This window comes from Bifidobacterium sp. ESL0827, assembly GCF_052606685.1.
Genome location: NZ_CP199597.1, coordinates 2043623 through 2062293, shown reverse-complemented (window position 1 = coordinate 2062293; position 18671 = coordinate 2043623). Strand labels below are relative to the sequence as shown.

General features: G+C 59.0%; 8 protein-coding genes and 3 rRNA genes. 5 read left to right on the top strand and 6 right to left on the bottom strand.

Annotated features, from left to right (window positions below; translation table 11 throughout):
• The first annotated feature begins 1 nt into the window (after window position 1).
• The 4 genes from ACUIAI_RS08270 to ACUIAI_RS08255 all read left to right on the top strand — a co-directional run bounded on the left by ACUIAI_RS08270 (window position 2) and on the right by ACUIAI_RS08255 (window position 7856).
• Window positions 2–3460, top strand: coding sequence for an FtsX-like permease family protein (locus ACUIAI_RS08270; protein ID WP_445342131.1), 3459 nt, complete (start codon window positions 2–4; stop codon window positions 3458–3460).
• Window positions 3461–3564: 104 nt separating this feature from the next.
• Window positions 3565–6402, top strand: coding sequence for an ABC transporter ATP-binding protein/permease (locus ACUIAI_RS08265; protein WP_445342130.1), 2838 nt, complete (start codon window positions 3565–3567; stop codon window positions 6400–6402).
• Window positions 6403–6503: 101 nt separating this feature from the next.
• On the top strand, window positions 6504–7346 hold the full coding sequence (locus ACUIAI_RS08260) for a formate/nitrite transporter family protein (protein ID WP_445342129.1): 843 nt from the start codon (window positions 6504–6506) through the stop codon (window positions 7344–7346).
• A gap of 78 nt (window positions 7347–7424) precedes the next feature.
• A complete protein-coding gene (locus tag ACUIAI_RS08255; protein WP_445342128.1) occupies window positions 7425–7856 on the top strand; it encodes a nuclear transport factor 2 family protein in 432 nt (143 codons plus the stop codon).
• Between the two features lie 101 nt (window positions 7857–7957).
• On the opposite strand, the gene ACUIAI_RS08250 is transcribed toward ACUIAI_RS08255, so the two are convergent.
• Together ACUIAI_RS08250 and ACUIAI_RS08245 are read right to left on the bottom strand one after the other, a co-directional pair.
• The gene (locus ACUIAI_RS08250; protein ID WP_254478373.1) at window positions 7958–9292 is read right to left on the bottom strand and encodes a gluconate:H+ symporter; all 1335 of its coding nucleotides are present in this window, start codon (window positions 9290–9292) and stop codon (window positions 7958–7960) included.
• 125 nt (window positions 9293–9417) lie between these two features.
• Complete coding sequence (locus ACUIAI_RS08245) at window positions 9418–10197, bottom strand: SDR family oxidoreductase (protein WP_445342127.1); 780 nt, start codon at window positions 10195–10197, stop codon at window positions 9418–9420.
• A 334-nt stretch (window positions 10198–10531) separates the two neighbouring features.
• Between ACUIAI_RS08245 and ACUIAI_RS08240 the strand changes: the two genes are divergently transcribed.
• Window positions 10532–11566 (top strand): LacI family DNA-binding transcriptional regulator, encoded by a 1035-nt coding sequence (locus ACUIAI_RS08240; protein ID WP_445342126.1) that lies wholly within the window; start codon window positions 10532–10534, stop codon window positions 11564–11566.
• A gap of 160 nt (window positions 11567–11726) precedes the next feature.
• Here ACUIAI_RS08240 and rrf read toward each other — a convergent pair.
• The 4 genes from rrf to ACUIAI_RS08220 all read right to left on the bottom strand — a co-directional run bounded on the left by rrf (window position 11727) and on the right by ACUIAI_RS08220 (window position 18377).
• Window positions 11727–11843, bottom strand: a 5S ribosomal RNA gene (rrf, locus tag ACUIAI_RS08235).
• A gap of 168 nt (window positions 11844–12011) precedes the next feature.
• Window positions 12012–15081, bottom strand: a 23S ribosomal RNA gene (locus ACUIAI_RS08230).
• A gap of 406 nt (window positions 15082–15487) precedes the next feature.
• Window positions 15488–17012, bottom strand: a 16S ribosomal RNA gene (locus tag ACUIAI_RS08225).
• Together the 16S, 23S and 5S rRNA genes form the textbook arrangement of a ribosomal RNA operon.
• A 528-nt stretch (window positions 17013–17540) precedes the next feature.
• On the bottom strand, window positions 17541–18377 hold the full coding sequence (locus tag ACUIAI_RS08220) for an alpha/beta fold hydrolase (protein ID WP_445342125.1): 837 nt from the start codon (window positions 18375–18377) through the stop codon (window positions 17541–17543).
• Between the last annotated feature and the right edge of the window lie 294 nt (window positions 18378–18671).

The following is an 18671-nucleotide window of genomic DNA, read 5'->3' as shown; positions in this document are numbered from 1 at the left end:
GATGCAGCCCGTCAGGAAGGTGCTCTGGCACGACATCCGGGTCTCCCTGCGCAAGTCCCTGGGACGGTTCATCTCCATCGTCTGTCTGGTGGCGCTGGGCTCCTTCGCCCTGGTCGGACTGAGCGTAACCGGGCCGGACATGCGGCAGGCCGGCAACACCTACCTGTCCAGCCACCATCTGGCCGACCTGATGGTCATCAGCAGCTACGGGCTGGATCAGGGGGATCGGGATGCCATCGACACCGCCCCCGGCAACTCGGGCATCGAATACGGGTATCTGAAGGACGTGGTGCTCAAAGGCACCGACAAGAGCCTGCGCATCTACTCCGCCCCCGACCGGATCTCCACCTATGAGCTGGTCGAGGGATCCATGCCGACCAGACCCGACCAGATAGCGGTCGACACGGCCCTGGGTGAGAGCCACCCCATCGGCAGCAGCATCCAGGTGGACGAAAAGGCTGACCAGCTGGGCAGGAAGGTCTTGAAGCACCACAAGCTGCGCGTGGTGGGCACGGTCAGGTCAACCGAAATCCTGAGCAAGGTCAACATGGGTCCCTCCACAGCCGGATCCGGATCCCTGGACTCCTACGCAGTGACCACGCCAAAGGCCTTCGACTCGGACGAGTACATGATCGCCCGCCTGACCTTCAAGGATCTGGACCGAATCAGGGACCACTATTCCGACCAGTACATCCAGGCCCTACAGACCCACAAGGACGACCTGAACCGGATCCTGTCAGGACGCCCCGCCGCCAGGCTGAACGCCATCAAGGCCCCCCTAAAGAAGAAGCTGGACCAGGGGCAGGACCAGGTGAACCAGTCCAGAGACAAACTTGAGGGAAACCGGCAGCAGCTGGACCAGGCCAGGAAGGATCTGGACCAGGGTGCCCAGAGCATCCAGTCCGCCAAGAACCAACTGGCTGCAAAGACGGTGCAGGCCCAGGCGGCCATCGACCAAGGGCAGCAGGAGGTGGACCTGAGTTCGGCCGAACTGGCTCGAAAGCAGAAGCAATACCAGTCCTCCGCCAGCCAGGTGGCCCAGGGCAGGCATCAGGCCGACCAGGGGCAGCAGGCCATCGACCAGGGACAGGCCAAGCTTGATGGTTCCCGCCAGCAGCTGGAAGGCGGCAAGGCCCAGGCCGATCAGGCTGTAGCCCAGGCCCAAGCGGCTCAAACACAATGCAGACAGGGCATCGCACAGGTCACCGGCCTCATTCAGACCATCGACGCCCAACTGGCCACACCCGGGCTGACCCCTCAGCAGCAGGAGGACCTCAACCACAAGAAGGCCGGGCTCCAGACACAGCTGACCGAACTCAACCGGCAATCACCGCAGATCGATGCCCTGGTGACCAAGGCCAAGACGGGCCGCGATGCCTTCATGACCAACCAGTACACCCCCGGCATGGCCCAGGTTGCGGCCAACCAGCAGACCCTGGATGCAAAGCGTCGGGAGCTGACCCAGGCAAGAGCCAAGGTGAACGAAGGCGAGCGCCAACTGGCCCAGGGCAAGACCCAGCTTGACCAGGCCTCCGCACAGCTGGCCCAGGGCAGGACCAAACTAGCCCAGGCCCGGCGACAGCTGGCCGACAGCCGGGCCTCGGCCCAGGGGCAGATCGACCAGGCCCAAGCCACCCTGAATCAGAAAACCGCGGAATACCGGGCCAAACTGGACAAATTCAACAAGGAAAGCCCGGATGCCCAGAAGAGGATCGACGACTCCCAGAAGAAGCTGAACAAGGCGGCTGACCAGTTGAGCCGACTGGAAAAGCCGGTCTACGCCCTGGACTCTCGTCGTGAGGCGCCCGGCTCGGAAGGCTATAAGGTCTACGCCTCCGTCTCCTTCATCGTGGACTCGCTGGCCAAGGTCTTCCCCTACTTCATGTATCTGGTGGCCGCCCTGGTCACCTTCACCACCATGACGCGCTTTGTGGACGAGGAGCGGATCAACGCAGGAACACTCAAGGCCCTGGGCTACAGGGACCAGGATGTCATGGCCAAGTTCCTGGTCTACGGCGGAGCGGCCTCGGCCCTGGGCGCGCTTCTGGGCATCATCGCCGGCCACACCCTGCTGCCCTGGATCGTCTACCAGGCCTATGTCCACGCCTTCGACATGCCGCCCATCCACTACGGCTTCCACCTGCCCATCACCCTCCTGGCCTGCCTGCTGGCCTTCCTGAGCGCCGTTGTCCCGGCCTTCCTGAGCGCCTGGCGGGAGCTGCACGAGAAACCGTCGGCCCTCCTCCTGCCCAAGCCGCCCAGTGCCGGATCGAAGATCTTCCTGGAGCGCATCCCCCTGATCTGGAACCGGCTCAACTTCACCCACAAGGTCACCGCCCGGAACATCTTCCGCTACAAGCAGCGGATGCTGATGACCATCTTCGGGGTCTGCGGATCGGTGGCCCTGCTGATGGCGGGATTCGGCGTGCAGGGATCCATCTCGGCCATCAACGAGCACCAGTTCGGCCAAGTCATTCGCTACGACCTGATCGCCGCCGAGAACAGCCAGGCCACATCCGACCAACGCCAATCCATCAAAAAACGGCTGGAAAAGCCCGATGTGAGCCGTTCCCTGAACGTGCGTTACGAGGAGATGAGCAAGACGGCCGGCCACAACGCCGACAAGCAGTCCATCACCATGATCGCGCCGGCCAACGCCGAGCACCTGGACGACTTCATCCGCATGGACACCCGGTCGGGGCACAAGCCCCTGAACCTCAAGGGCGACGGCGTGATCCTCTCTGAACGGATCGCCCAATTGACAGGGACCAAGACCGGCGACAGGATCACTCTGCAGGATTCGGGTGGCAGGGACAGGACCATGCGGGTGGACGGCATCTGCGAGATGTACCTGGGGCACTTCGTCTTCATGAGCCCATCGGCCTACAGGACCGTCTTCCACCAGGACTTCTCGCCCAACGCCCATCTGGTCACCTTCAAGGATTCCAGCGCGGAGAACACCAGAAGACAGGCCGCCTCCTTCATACGGATCGACGGCATCCAGGGGGTGGTGCAGAACACGACCCTGATGAGCCAGATCGACACCGTGGTCAAATCCTTGAACATGATCATGCAGGTGCTGATCATCGTGGCCACCCTGCTGGCCCTGGTCATCCTCTACAACCTGACCAACCTGAACGTGGAGGAGCGGATCCGCGAGCTGAGCACCATCAAGGTGCTGGGCTTCTACGACCGCGAGGTGACCATGTACATCTACCGGGAGACCATCCTTCTGTCGGCCATCGGCGTCCTGGCCGGGTACGGGTTCGGGGCCTGGCTGCACCATTACATCATCACGACCGTCCCGCCGGACAACGTCCTCTTTGACCCCTCCATCAGCTGGGTGGCCTTCGTCGTGCCCCTGGTCATGATCACGGTCATCACGGCCGGCCTGGGCTGGATGGTCAACAACAAGCTCAAGCATGTAGACATGCTGGAGGCCCTCAAGTCGGTGGACTAGGCCATATCGGCATTTACCCATGCTGATGGCGTAAGCTGGCACTCCAAGAGTCCATAAGTCCATGCCATTAAAGCCATTGAGAATCCAGAAAGCGGAGGACGACGGTGCTGCAGATCGAACACATCTCCAAACAGTACAAAACGGGGGACTTCGTCCAGCAGGCCTTGAATGATGTCAGCGTCAACCTGCGCGACAACGAGTTCGTGGCCATCCTGGGCCCCTCCGGCTCCGGCAAGACCACCCTGCTCAACATCATCGGCGGGCTGGACCGCTACGACCAGGGCGACCTGATCATCAACGGCACCTCCACCAAGAAGTATAAGGACCGTGACTGGGACTCCTACCGCAACCACACCGTAGGCTTCGTCTTCCAGAGCTACAACCTGATCCCCCACCAGAGCATCCTGTCCAACGTGGAGCTTGCCCTGACCATCTCGGGCGTGCACCGGCAGGAGCGGCGGGAGCGTGCCAGGCAGGCCCTGGAGCAGGTGGGGCTCGGTCAGCACGTGAACAAGCGGCCAAACCAGCTCTCGGGCGGGCAGATGCAGCGGGTGGCCATCGCCAGGGCCCTGGTCAATAACCCCCGCATCCTCCTGGCTGACGAGCCCACCGGAGCCTTGGACTCCGAGACCTCCATCCAGATCATGGACCTGCTCAAGGAGGTGGCCCAGGACCGGTTGGTAGTCATGGTCACCCACAACCCCGAGCTGGCCCACCAGTACGCCACCAGGATCGTGGAGCTGCACGACGGCTCTGTGATCAGCGATTCCGACCCCCTGCCTGATGACCAGGTGCCCATCCGCCGGGCCCGCCACCGCACCTTCGGCAAGGCCTCCATGGGGCTGCTGACCTCCCTGTCCCTGAGCTTCAACAATCTTCGTACTAAAAAGGCTCGAACTGCACTCACCGCCTTCGCCGGATCCATCGGCATCATCGGCATCGCCCTGATCCTGTCGGTGTCCACCGGGGTCAACCGCTACATCGACAGGGTGCAGCGGGAGACCATGACCTCCTACCCCATCACCATTCAGGAGCAGTCCTTCGACCTGAACAAGATAGTGGACTCCGCCCAGGAATCCCAGAAGGAGGCCAAGGCCCACAAGAATCTCAAGGCCATCCAGCCGGACGACTCCAGCATCAAGGGGGCCTCCAGCCTGACCAGCAGCATCACCCAGAACAATCTGACAGACTTCAAAAAATACTTGGATAATCCCAAGAGCGAGATCCACCAGTACGTGGGGTCCGTAGGCATCCAGTACTCCTACGCCACCAAGTTCGCGGTCTTCGGACACGATCCGGACGGCAAGCTGGTCTCTGCAGACAAGGTGACCATGAGCGGGCAGGACGACGCCAGCTCCACCGCCAGCCAGATGGCCACGGCCAACACCGACAGCGACATGGGCGACATCCAGTCCATGCAGATGTCCTACCTGACCGGCAAGACCGAGAAGAACAAGGCTCCGGAGATCTTCGGCGAAATCATGCCGGGGGCCGATGCCAAGACCACCATCAGCAAGGTGGTGACCGACAACTACCAGGTGGTGAACGGCACCTGGCCCAAGGCCAAGGATCAGGTGGTCCTGGTGCTGGACAAGAACAACCAGATGCCCGTCACCAGCCTCTACAAGCTGGGCATCCTCCCCTCCAGCCAGTACACCGACATGATGAACAAGCTCAACAGCGGCCAGGAGGTCAAGGTCGACACCAAGCCCATCGAATACGCCAAGGCCATGGACCAGAAATTCTCCCTGGTGCCCGCTGCGGACCAGTATGCCAAGGGGACCGACGGCCACTACCACTACATCGGCGACAGCACCGACCAGATGACCAAGGCCGCCGATCAGGGCCTGCAGCTGCACATCGTAGGCATAGTACGCCCCCACCAGGGAGCCAAGGCCACACCCCTCAAGGTAGGCGTCGGGTATACCCGCCAGTTGACCGACTACCTGATCGACCAAGCCAAGACCAGCCCCATCGTCACCGACCAGGAGGCCGACCAGGGCCACAGCGTCCTCAACGGGATGGCCTTCGCCCCTGCCGACGATGCCGCCAAAGCCAGCGACGCCAAGGCCTACATCGCATCCCTGGGCGTCACACAGAAGGCCAGCATGGCCCAGGAGATCATGAAGAGTTCGGCAGCCATGGCCGGCCAGGAGGCCCAGCGTCAGGGCCAGGGCCGGGTCGGAGCCGCTGCGGGAGCCCAAGGTCCTGCCGGCATCCCCACGGGGGCCTCAGCCGAGCAGCAGACGGCCCAGGCCTTCGACCAATACATTGCCACCGCCCCTCAGGAGGCCCTGGTCGCCATCTACAACCAGTACGTCTCCACAGGCACCTACGCCGACAACCTGAGCGACTTCGGCCTGATCTCCCGGGACGCCCCCTCCCGCATCAGCATCTACACGGACAGCTTCGAGAACAAGAATTCCGTGGGCGACTCCATCAAGCACTACAACGACAAGGCCGCGGAGAAGAACCGGATCGTCTATACCGACTACGTGGGCCTGATGATGAATTCGGTCACCACCATCATCAACGTCATCACCTACGTGCTGATAGCCTTCGTCGGGGTCTCGCTGGTGGTCTCCTCCATCATGATCGGCATCATCACCTACATATCGGTTCTGGAGCGGACCAAGGAGATCGGCATCCTGCGCGCCATGGGCGCCTCCAAGCGGAACGTCTCCAACGTATTCAACGCCGAGACCGGCCTCATCGGGCTTCTGGCAGGCCTGATGGGGGTAGGCATCACCCTGCTGCTGATCATTCCGGCCAACAGCATCATGCACCACTTCATGGGGACCACCGAGGTCAATGCGGCCCTGCCTGCCTCGGGCGGCGTGGCTCTGGTCATTCTGAGTGTGGTCCTGACCCTGATTGGCGGCCTGATCCCCTCACGGAAGGCAGCCAAGCAGGATCCTGCCACCGCCCTGCGCACCGAGTGACACTGGCAAAGAAGTGAATTCCCGCACAGTCGGGCCCTAAGGCCGGTCCCCCTTTACTCAGGAATGCCATAATGAACCCCGTGAATGAGCAATCCAATCAGATGACAGATCAACAGAAGAGACAGCCCCTCTTCCCCGGGCGGGCCTTCATCAGCACCGTCCTGGACGTGGTCGAGAGCAAGAAGACCATGAGCGGCGCCCTGACCGGCAAGTACATGCAACGAGCGACCATGGCCGGCCTCTTTGTGGGTATCTTCTTCACGGCTTTCTTCGTCATCATGGGTCAGGCCGGCCAAAACCCAGCCGACCACGGCCTGATCCTGGCAGGCCGGGTCCTGGCGGCGACCACCTTCGGCTGGGCCCTGGTCCTGATCTACTACACCAACTCCGAACTGCTGACCTCCAACATGATGGTGGTCACCATAGGCGCCTACCACAAGCGCTTGGGCTGGCTGGCCTCCCTGCGGATCCTGGTCCTCTGCCTTCTGGGCAACCTGGCCGGAGCCCTGATCGTAGCCGTTATCCTGCGCTTCTCATCCATCATCAGCGGTCCCACCCTGGACCAGATGCTGGCTGCTGCGGCGACCAAGACCGGCTACGTCTCCGGCGGCCCCATGGGATTCGCCGACCTCTTCGTGCGCGGCATCCTGTGCAACTTCTGCATCAACATTGCCATGCTCATGGTCTACAACGGCAAGCTTTCCAACGACTTCACCAAGTGCATCATCATGGTCGTAGCCGTCTTCGTCTTCGCCTTCTGCGGGTTCGAGCACTCTATAGCGGATTCGGCCCTTTTCCTCATCCTGGGCGTCTTCGGGCGGGTCAACGCCTGGAAGGCAATCCTGGTGGTCCTGGTGGCCATGCTGGGCAACTACATAGGCGGCGGCATCCTGATTGGCCTGAACTTCGCCACCATGAACGACGAGCGCCACTTCAAGGCCTGATAGCCTTTCCGTAAGCCACCATCCACCTGCTCACCTTGGTCTCATGCACGCTTACGAGCCTGAGCGAAGACACCCATCATGAAGAAACCCGAAAGCCTGGGTACTGGCGGAAGACGAGGGTTCATGATGAGCATGAGTGAGACGGCAGCCAACAAGTCCCTGGTGCAGGAGTTCTACGACCAGGTCTTCAGCCAGGCAGATATCAGCAACCTCGACAGGTTCATGCGGGACGACTACATCCAGCGCAACCCAACATGTGCCGATGGGAAGTCAGGATTCCTGGAGTTCATCAAGGGCTTTCTGTCCCTGGGCCCGCAAATTGACATCATCAGACTGAGCGGCGAGGACGACATGGTCTATGTCTTCTTCAAGTGCACATTGAAGAACGGCCATGTCAACAAGGTCTGCGATATCTACCGGCTGCAGGATGGCCAGCTGGCCGAGCACTGGGATATCATCGAGCACAACGTAGAAGGCGTGAAGTCCCGCAACGACAACGGCCTCTTCTGACCCCAAATTCGAGGAGGGCAACTCCTACAGCATCACTTGCCGTAGGAGTTGCCCCTCCCCCATTTCTTTAGCGGAGACTATACCTCGTTCCCCAAGGTCCCTCAGACCACCAGCGAAAGCAGGAGGACTGCAGCAAGGCCGGTCACAGAAAGAACCGTGGTCACCGTGGTCCAGGACATGAATGTCTCCTTCAGACTGAGTCCGAAGTACTCCTTGATCATCCAGAAGCCTGCGTCGTTGACGTGATCGGCCACGACGGACCCTGCCCCTACAGCCAGAACCATCAGGGCCGGATTGACGGGAGACATGGCCATCAGAGGTGCAACCAGACCGGCGGCCGTCAGCGAAGCCACTGTAGCGGAACCCAAGCATACCCGGAGAACCGCTGCTACCAGCCAGGCCGCGATCAGCGGCGGCATGTTGATGTGAGCGAACAGGGTGGAAATGTAATCGGAGATGCCGCCATCCACCAGAACCTGCTTGAAGGCGCCGCCACCGCCAATGATGAGGAGCATCATGGCGATTTGCTTGACCGATTCCGTCATGGATCCGGCAATCTCAGGCATTTTCTTGCCTCGGGCATATCCCATGGACCATACCGCGAAAACCAAAGAGAGCAGCATGGCGATGTCGGGGGCACCGATGAAGGTGATGACCTTAGTAATAAGTGCGGCCTTGGGCAAGACGAAGGAACATATCGTGGCCACAGCGATCAGAATGACCGGCATCATGGAGGTCAAAACACTGATCCAGAACCCGGGGGTGTCCTTCTCTTCGAACTCCTTGAAGTCGCCCAAGACAGCTACATCAATGTTTTCGTGGTACATCGATGGGCAAACACGGTGGAGGAAGGAGTTGAAAAGGGGGCCGGCAACGATGATCGTGGGAATGGAAACGATAATGCCGTAGATCAGGACCTGGCCCATACTGGCGCCTAGAGTCGCGGTGATGGCCGTGGGCGCAGGGTGAGGTGGCAGGAATGCGTGAGTCACATTCAGAGTGGCTGCCATGGGAATACCCAGATACATGAGTGGCATGTCCAATTCCCGCGCGATGACGAAGATAATTGGCAGAAGAACCACCAAACCCACCTCGAAGAAGAGCGCCAGTCCGATTACGAAGGATGCCAGCACCACGGCTATCTGGATGCGTTTGCGCCCAAAATGTCTGATCAGAGTCATAGCTATGCGATGGCCGCCGCCGGAGTCAGAGACGAGTTTGCCCAGCATAGAGCCGAATCCAAAGATGATGGCAAGATGACCTAATTGACCCCCGATACCATTCTCAATGGTAGTAGGAATCTTATCCGGAGGAATCTGCAGAACCAGAGCTGCCAATATGGATGTGATGATCAGGGAGACGAAAGTGTTGAGCTTGACCTTGACTATAAGGAATATAAGCACTGCTACGGCGCAGGCAACTATGAGAAGCTTCATTGGATCCTCTTTTGTGAGTGGTTTCAGATATCATGCTCAGAATTCCCGATCTACATCGATCGGAGGATGAAGAGAAGAGCCGGCACCCCCGGCCGACAGCTTGAGCCGGGGATATGGCATTGCAATTAACGCAGAAGGTAACCACCGTCTACAGGTATCATGACTCCGGTCATGTAGTCTGAAGCCTTGGAGCAGAGGAAGACCATGGCACCCTTGAGTTCCGAGGGCTGTCCCCAGCGCCCTGCGGGAATATGATCCCTGATCTCTACGCTGCGAACAGGGTCTTTCTGGAGGGCTTTGGTCATGGGAGTGTCAATATAGCCCGGAGCTATTCCGTTGACCTGAACGTTGTAGGGTGCCAAGGCATCTGCATAAGCCCGCGTAAGCCCCATGACCGCATGCTTGCTGGCGGCGTAGGGGAAGATATATTTCCCCGCTCGGTAAGACTGCATCGAACCGATATTGATAATCTTGCCTGAACGCTGCTTCATCATCACCTTGGCCACCGCATGTGACAGGTAGTACAGGGCGTTCAAGTTGAGGTCAATGACGGCCCGCCAATCCTCGTCGGGGAACTCATCTAATGGGTGGCGACGCTGCATACCGGCATTGTTGATAAGGACATCGATCCTGCCGAACTCCTTCATCGCCGTCTCCACCACCTTATCGGCGGCGCCCTCCTGCGTAATGTCCTGCTTCAGGAGGACCAGACGACGCCCCTGGGCCTGGACGAATTCCCTGATCTTGTCCCAGTTTTTCTCCGTGCTCGAAACGACCATGACATCGGCTCCAACCTGGGTCACAGCCTGTGTATAGTACTCACCCAGGCCACTAGCACCGCCCGTAATGACGACCACCTTGCCTGTCAGGGCGAAGCTCTGTAACGAGAAATCATCGTCCACCATCGACAACATCCTTTCGCTGAACACTTAGCACCTTGTCTTGGTAGCGCTTACCTCCGCTGCGTTGGTTAAGGCCTCAGTGTTTTTTATTGGTTTATCGATATCACTTTCATTGAAAACGGCAACGTTTTTATGAGGTTTATCGATTAACCTTAGGTATACACGGTTTGCCCCATTATGTCAATCCGGTCCGCTCCGTAACCTCTCTAGTCACATTGTCGGAGTAATTGTCGGAGTAATCCAAAACCCGGGCTACATAGTGAGGTAAAACGAATAAGGACCAGTGCCCCCGCTACGTATACAAGGCTGGATAAGGGCGCGAATCTCAGGAGGATGCATGAGTAAGGCGACGATAGCGGATATTGCTCGTGAGGCCGGAGTCTCAGTCACCACTGTTTCGCGCTTCATCAACGGCAACTACCGGAAGATGAGTCCTGCCACCAGACTACGCATCCAGGCAACAGTGAATCGGCTCGATTACACGCCCCGGGCTTCGGCAAGGCAGCTAAGACGAGGACAGAGCATGATCGTCGGCGTTATCGTCGGTGATATCTCCAATGTTTTCTCCTCGCTTCTTTTCAAGGGAATCTACAACGTACTGCAGCCCTCCGGTTACGACATCATGCTGATGAACTCCAACAATTCAGTCGACCAGGAAAAGGATGAAATTGAGAGACTGCTATCCCAGCAAGTAGACGGTTTGATTATCCAGCCTAATGCCTGCTATTTTGAAGCCTACAAGTCTATTTCAACTGCTCATCTACCCCTGGTCATGGTTGACAGACTAATCGGGGATCAACCCCACCAGATCAGCCAGGTAGCCAGCGACAATTTTGACTCATGCTTCTCCCTTGGTTCCAAGCTTTTGTCCGGACCCTATCGGAAAGTAGTAGTTCTGAGCCGAGTGCTGAGCCAGGTATCCGCCCAGACCATACGCGCAGAAGGGTTTGAACGGGCATCCCAAGCCTTGAAGAAGAAATATGTCAGAATAGAGATGGGTGATCATGACGGATCATGGTTGTCCAAACAAATCAGAAAAGAAATCGCCGACATGGCAGAGGATGGCAACACCGGCAAGACTCTCCTGGTTTCTTTGATGGGCCCGCTCCTCTTCGAAACACTCGCCTCTCTCCGGGAACTCGGACTCGTTTTCCCTAGAGACTTGGGCCTGGTAAGTTTCGACGACTGGGACTGGTCGCAATACGTGGAAAACGGCATCTACCTGCTTGAACAGGATCCTAAAGCAATGGGTGAGCAGGCCGCTTCCAATCTCTGCCTGCAGATGAAAAAGGCAAAGGCCGGCCGCGACCCTTATGGGGTTAGCAAAAGTTATAGCCTGCCAGTCAAGAATGTTCCAGCTCCCTCTGTCTAAGAACGTAGATCAGAGTTTACCTGTACAGGAAGTCAAGGTCTCCTAGGCCAGGTCCGCCTGTAATACCGTTCGGCTTAATCTAGCCAATTTGAAGTTCATCTCTTTAAGAAAAACAAAAGGCCTCGGGCGCTTATGCGTCTCGAGGCCTTTCAATGTGTTGTGGCGGCGGTGTGCTACTCTCCCACACTCTTCCGGGTGCAGTACCATTGCCGTGCTGGGTCTTAGCTTCCGGGTTCGGAATGGGACCGGGCGTCTCCCCCAGGCCATGACCGCCGCGAATCTTCAATTCTTCCGATCCCGTGGGGTCGGGGTCTCCTGGCGGTTTGGGGACCGGATGGTGGACGCGTGTTCCGTGTGCTTCGATCGTCTGTGGCTGTTCGTGCATATTGCCGCAGGCAGGATGCGCAGTAAGGGTTGATGCCGCCACCCCTCCAGGGGGGTGGGTGTTGTGTTGTCTTCGACCATTAGTGCCGGTCGGCTCCGCCCCTTGCGGGGTGTCCACGTCCGGTCTATCGACCATGTGTTCTGCATGGGGTCTTCAGAAGCCGCAAGGCTTCATGGAATCCTTATCTTGGAGGGGGCTTCCCGCTTAGATGCTTTCAGCGGTTATCCCATCCGAACGTAGCCAACCGGCCGTGCCGCTGGCGCGACAACCGGCATACCAGAGGTTCGTCCACCCAGGTCCTCTCGTACTATGGGCAGGGCTCCTCAAGATTCCAACGAGCGCAGAGGATAGAGACCAAACTGTCTCACGACGTTCTGAACCCAGCTCGCGTGCCGCTTTAATCGGCGAACGGCCGAACCCTTGGGACCTGCTCCAGCCCCAGGATGCGACGAGCCGACATCGAGGTGCCAAACCATCCCGTCGATATGGACTCTTGGGGATGATCAGCCTGTTATCCCCGGGGTACCTTTTATCCGTTGAGCGATGCCGCGTCCGTACGCCGGCACCGGATCACTATCTCCGACTTTCGTCCCTGCTCGACCCGTCGGTCTCGCAGTCAAGCTCCCTTGTGCGATTGCACTCAACACCCGATTGCCAACCGGGCTGAGGGAACCCTTGGGCGCCTCCGTTACTCTTTGGGAGGCAACCGCCCCAGTTAAACTACCCGCCAGGCACTGTCCCTGGCCGGGATGACCGGCCGAGGTTAGAGGCCAGATGAGGACAGAGCGGTATTTCACATTACGGCTCCACGGATGCTGGCGCACCCGCTTCGAAGCCTCCCGCCTATGCTACACAGTCCGCACCTAACGCCAATACCAAGGTATAGTAAAGGTCCCGGGGTCTTTTCGTCCTTCTGCGCTTAACGAGCATCTTTACTCGTACTGCAATTTCGCCGAGCTCCTGGTCGAGACAGTGGGGAAGTCGTTACGCCATTCGTGCAGGTCGGAACTTACCCGACAAGGAATTTCGCTACCTTAGGATGGTTATAGTTACCACCGCCGTTTACCGGGGCTTGAATTCACCGCTGCCCCCCCCGAAGGGGATGACGGATCCTCTTAACCTTCCGGCACCGGGCAGGCGTCAGTGCATATACAGCGACTTACGTCTTCGCATGCACCTGTGTTTTTGGTAAACAGTCGCTACCCCCTGGTCTGTGCCGCCCCCGCCGGCTCCGCGCGTGAAGCGCCTCACCGGCAGGGGCCTCCCTTATACCGAAGGCACGGGAGTGATTTGCCGAGTTCCTTGACCAGGATTCGCTCGATCGCTTTGGTATACTCTACCTGACCACCAGTGTCGGTTTAGGGTACGGGCGGCGCCACTCCTCACGCCGAAGCTTTTCTCGACGGAACGGCACACCGGATTCGGGGCACAAGACCCCCCATCATCACACCTCGCGCTCATGCCGGGCGGATTTGCCTGCCCGACGCGCCGCATGCTTGACCACGGATAACCACCACCGCGGCCCGGCTCCCGTTCCGTGTCACTCCCGCGCTACCCGCCACGCATCCACACGCCGGTCCCATGCCATCGGACGGTCCGAAGACCACCACCCGACACAGGTAAGGGCACGCTTCCACGTCTTGGATTGGACGGCTTGACGCCGGTAGGAGAATATCGACTCCTTCATCCATTCGACTACGCCTGTCGGCCTCGCCTTAGGACCCGACTCACCCGGGGACGACGAACGTGGCCCCGGAACCCTTGGTCATCCAGCGGGCGGGATTCTCACCCGCCTCTCGCTACTCATGTCTGCATTCTCACTTCCACGCGGTCCACGGCCGGCTCACGCCGCCGCTTCACCCCACGCGGAACGCTCTCCTACCCAGCACAGCAAACTGCGCTGCCGCGTCTTCGGTGGCGTGCTTGAGCCCCGCTACATTATCGGCGCGGAACCACTAGACCAGTGAGCTGTTACGCACTCTTTCAAGGATGGCTGCTTCTGAGCCAACCTCCTGGCTGTCTATGCGACTCCACATCCTTTCCCACTTAGCACGCGCTTAGGGACCTTAGACGACGATCTGGGCTGTCTCCCTCTCGACGACGGAGCTTATCCCCCGCCGACTCACTGCCGCGATACACCTCACACGTATTCGGAGTTTGGCTGCTGTCGGTACCCGATACGGGCCCTCAAGCATCCAGTAGCTCTACCCCATGGAGGCACTCACGCGACGCTGCACCGAAATGCATTTCGGAGAGAACCAGCTATCACGGAATTTGATTGGCCTTTCACCCCTAGCCCCAGGTCATCGGCCCGGTTTTCAACCCAGGTCCGTTCGGTCCTCCACGCGGTCTTACCCGCGCTTCAACCTGCCCAGGGCTAGATCATCCCGCTTCGGGTCCAGGACACGCGACTGGAAACGCCCTTATCGGACTCGCTTTCGCTACGGCTGCCCCACACGGGTTAGCCTCGCCACGCACCACTGACTCGCAGACTCATTTTTCGATAGGCACGCCGTCACCCCGAAAGGCTCCGACGGATTGTAGGCACACGGTTTCAGAAACTCTTTCACTCCCCTCCCGGGGTGCTTTTCACCTTTCCCTCACGGTACTCGTACGCTATCGGTCAGACAGGAATATTCAGGCTTACCCCACGGTCGGGGCCGATTCACACGGGATTCCACGAGTCCCGCGCTACTTGGGAACAAGAACCGGCAGGCGGCGCGCCTTCGGCTACGGGGCCATCACCCTCTACGGCCGGGAATTCAATCCCGTTCGCCTCACACGCCGCTTTATCACTGCCGCCGGGCCCGTCGGAGCCCGGACGCCAAGTCCCACAACACCCATGCCGCAACCCCCGACGGGTCTCACACGGCACCGGTTTGGCCATCATCCGCTTTCGCTCGCCACTACTCACGGAATATCCTTTCCTGCAGGTACTGAGATGTTTCACTTCCCTGCGTACCCCCCGCACGAATGCGGTGCCGGCCCATAACAGCCGGCGGGTTACCCCATTCGGACACCCTCGGATCAAAGCCCTGTCGGCGGCTCCCCGAGGCCTATCGCGGCCCCACGCGTCCTTCATCGGTCCTGTCTGCCAAGGCATCCACCATGCGCCCTTGCCGACAACACGACCACAGGCCATGCCACGACAACAACAACTGCGAACTGCCAGACGACAAATCATCACACTAAACGATCACAAAACGATCGACCCGAACCCACCAAACATGGGCCCGGACGAAACAATACAGCAGACAGCCAGCCCGAAAGCCAGCCATCCGCTCGCGTCCACTATCCAGTTCTCAAACCACCAGCACACCATCAGGACCCGCCACAGGGCAAAACCCCCACGCAGGACCCGACGGGCATCAGGAACACCACCCACAAGGGTGGCGGTCCGGGAACCCAACAGCGCATCCATGCCACAGCCTCAAGACCGTTCCACGCCAGCACGCCCACGCCAGCCGGCCAGACGGCCGGCCCGCAGGCACGACCCCCACGCAGACCACGCAGGGGAATTTCCATAATCTCCGTAGAAAGGAGGTGATCCAGCCGCACCTTCCGGTACGGCTACCTTGTTACGACTTAGTCCCAATCGCGGACCTCACCTTAGACGGCTCCCCCCCTCGCGGGTTGGGCCACCGGCTTCGGGTGCTGCCCACTTTCATGACTTGACGGGCGGTGTGTACAAGGCCCGGGAACGCATTCACCGCGGCGTTGCTGATCCGCGATTACTAGCGACTCCGCCTTCACGGAGCCGGGTTGCAGGCTCCGATCCGAACTGAGACCGGTTTTCAGGGATCCGCTCCATGTCACCATGTCGCATCCCGCTGTACCGGCCATTGTAGCATGCGTGAAGCCCTGGACGTAAGGGGCATGATGATCTGACGTCATCCCCACCTTCCTCCGGGTTAACCCCGGCGGTCCCCCGTGAGTTCCCACCATAACGTGCTGGCAACACGAGGCGAGGGTTGCGCTCGTTGCGGGACTTGACCCAACATCTCACGACACGAGCTGACGACGACCATGCACCACCTGTGAACCGGCCCCGAAGGGAAGCCACGTCTCCGCGGCCGTCCGGCACATGTCAAGCCCAGGTAAGGTTCTTCGCGTTGCATCGAATTAATCCGCATGCTCCGCCGCTTGTGCGGGCCCCCGTCAATTTCTTTGAGTTTTAGCCTTGCGGCCGTACTCCCCAGGCGGGATGCTTAACGCGTTAGCTCCGACACGGAACCCGTGGAACGGGCCCCACATCCAGCATCCACCGTTTACGGCGTGGACTACCAGGGTATCTAATCCTGTTCGCTCCCCACGCTTTCGCTCCTCAGCGTCAGTGACGGCCCAGAGACCTGCCTTCGCCATCGGTGTTCTTCCCGATATCTACACATTCCACCGTTACACCGGGAATTCCAGTCTCCCCTACCGCACTCCAGTCCGCCCGTACCCGGCGCCGATCCACCGTTAAGCGATGGACTTTCACACCAGACGCGACGAACCGCCTACGAGCTCTTTACGCCCAATAAATCCGGATAACGCTTGCACCCTACGTATTACCGCGGCTGCTGGCACGTAGTTAGCCGGTGCTTATTCGAAAGGTACACTCACTCTCGCTTGCTCCCAATCAAAAGCGGTTTACAACCCGAAGGCCGTCATCCCGCACGCGGCGTCGCTGCATCAGGCTTGCGCCCATTGTGCAATATTCCCCACTGCTGCCTCCCGTAGGAGTCTGGGCCGTATCTCAGTCCCAATGTGGCCGGTCGCCCTCTCAGGCCGGCTACCCGTCGAAGCCTTGGCAGGCCATCACCCCGCCAACAAGCTGATAGGACGCGACCCCATCCCATGCCGGTAAACCCTTTCCCACACCATCATGCGATGATGCGGAGCATCCGGCATTACCACCCGTTTCCAGGAGCTATTCCGAGGCATGGGGCAGGTTGGTCACGCATTACTCACCCGTTCGCCACTCTCACCAGACAGCAAGCTGCCTGGATCCCGTTCGACTTGCATGTGTTAAGCACGCCGCCAGCGTTCATCCTGAGCCAGAATCAAACCCTCCACAAAAAACCATGAAGAAGGCCGAAACAGCCCACATCAATAATTGACGGGCCAGCTTCCATAAGGAGGAAACCAACCCACGAAAAACCCCGACACCCCTCACAACGCTCCCACGTACCCGACAACAGCCGGGCGGGCATCGGACTGGCAATCAAAAAGCTATAAGTAGCACAAACACGCTCTTGAGTTCTCAAACCACCACCACACCAACAGTTCCAAGCCCTCCGAAGAGTTCTCATCACTGCCGGGCAGCAAGAAGTAAACTTACACGAACTTAGATCGTCCCGCAAATTGGCATAGAAAGATATCGGAGGATCCCAATGATTCCGGGGATTCTACGGCGTGTCGATTTTCATCGACATAGACCCCGTTTCATCGACCTTCGTCTATCCAGGAACCCCGCACACTCTTCAGCGAGGCTCAAACCAATATCTTCAATGACTTATATTAGTGGATTTAGTACCTTGCAGGATGTATTTCCACCATGCGGATGAGCCCGAATGGTGAGGTAGCTGTTCCTTCACTAATCATGCGCTACAGGCAGATGGCTTTAACCGTTGCCGCGAAGCGTTCTGGCTCATCCCATTGTGGGCAGTGCCCGGACCGGTTAAAGCGGATAAACCGATGCGGGCTCTTTAACCCATCCGCAAACCGCTCAACCAGACTGCCCGGCAGATGACGGTCATACTTGCCACTGATGAAATATACCGGCGCCCCGAAGGAGGTCTGCCCGCTGAAATCGACCTGCTCCAGCTCTGCGTCCAATCGAGCGCGAGATTGAGCTACCCCCTTGGCGTGGTTGAGCAGACGCGACCAGTTGTAGTAAGGCGAGCGCAGGTAGGTCATGATCCGCCCCAGGGACTCGAACAGCATGGCAGCCCCTCCACGAGACAGCAGCTCATTGATCATCAGCACCATGTCAGCAGCTCCGCTCTCCCTGCTGACGACCGAACCGAGCCGGGGACCCAAATTCTGTTGCCCCCAATGCCGTCTGAGCCGAAGAGCGGCGCGCATGCTGACAACCTGTCCAAGGCCGATATAGCAGCGAATAAGAGAGGGATACCGCTTCACCATCTCCAGCCCTAGGACGCTGCCCCAGGAATGGCCGACGATGATAAGGGAATCCTGTCGGTAGGTTCGAAGAAGCTCTAGCACGAACTGGTGAATATCTTCGACCATCGAATCAATGGTCACCACCTCGTCAGGCGCAAAGGGATGGTAGGACAGTCCGCTGCCTCGCTGATCCAGGTTGATGAAGCGGAAATCACGCTCCAAGGCCGCGTTGTAGCGCATGGTCAGCGGAATGCAGGCATCGCCCGGACCACCATGGAGGTAAAGGATAATAGGGGCACGGCGAGGGGCTGGATTCATTGAGAAAACCAGACGCGTGCCATTGATTTGCGCCCTATATAGGCGAGAGCGGCTGGGAACTATGTCTGCACGACTAGTCATAGATTTATTTTATCTGCGTCTGTATCTGTTCCTTCATATCTTGCCCTATGACCGCACTGGCACCCCCTCCCCAGAGAGGTATAGAACCGGGGATATTCAATTGCGGTAGAACCCGTTTCTTTAAGAGTTGTCCGTCATCATCGCAGTCCAGGACGACTCCGTCCCGGCAGTTTGGTCGTTCGCTGCAAAAGAAAACTGCTTCACACGTGCCCT

Excerpts from the sequence above, each read along its gene's own strand:
- ACUIAI_RS08240 (WP_445342126.1), top strand. The coding sequence starts at position 10,532 with ATGAGTAAGGCGACGATAGCGGATATTGCTCGTGAGGCCGGAGTCTCA.
- ACUIAI_RS08260 (WP_445342129.1), top strand. The coding sequence starts at position 6,504 with ATGACAGATCAACAGAAGAGACAGCCCCTCTTCCCCGGGCGGGCCTTC.
- ACUIAI_RS08220 (WP_445342125.1), bottom strand. The coding sequence starts at position 18,377 with ATGAATCCAGCCCCTCGCCGTGCCCCTATTATCCTTTACCTCCATGGT.
- ACUIAI_RS08270 (WP_445342131.1), top strand. The coding sequence starts at position 2 with ATGCAGCCCGTCAGGAAGGTGCTCTGGCACGACATCCGGGTCTCCCTG.
- ACUIAI_RS08250 (WP_254478373.1), bottom strand. The coding sequence starts at position 9,292 with ATGAAGCTTCTCATAGTTGCCTGCGCCGTAGCAGTGCTTATATTCCTT.
- ACUIAI_RS08245 (WP_445342127.1), bottom strand. The coding sequence starts at position 10,197 with ATGGTGGACGATGATTTCTCGTTACAGAGCTTCGCCCTGACAGGCAAG.
- ACUIAI_RS08255 (WP_445342128.1), top strand. The coding sequence starts at position 7,425 with ATGAAGAAACCCGAAAGCCTGGGTACTGGCGGAAGACGAGGGTTCATG.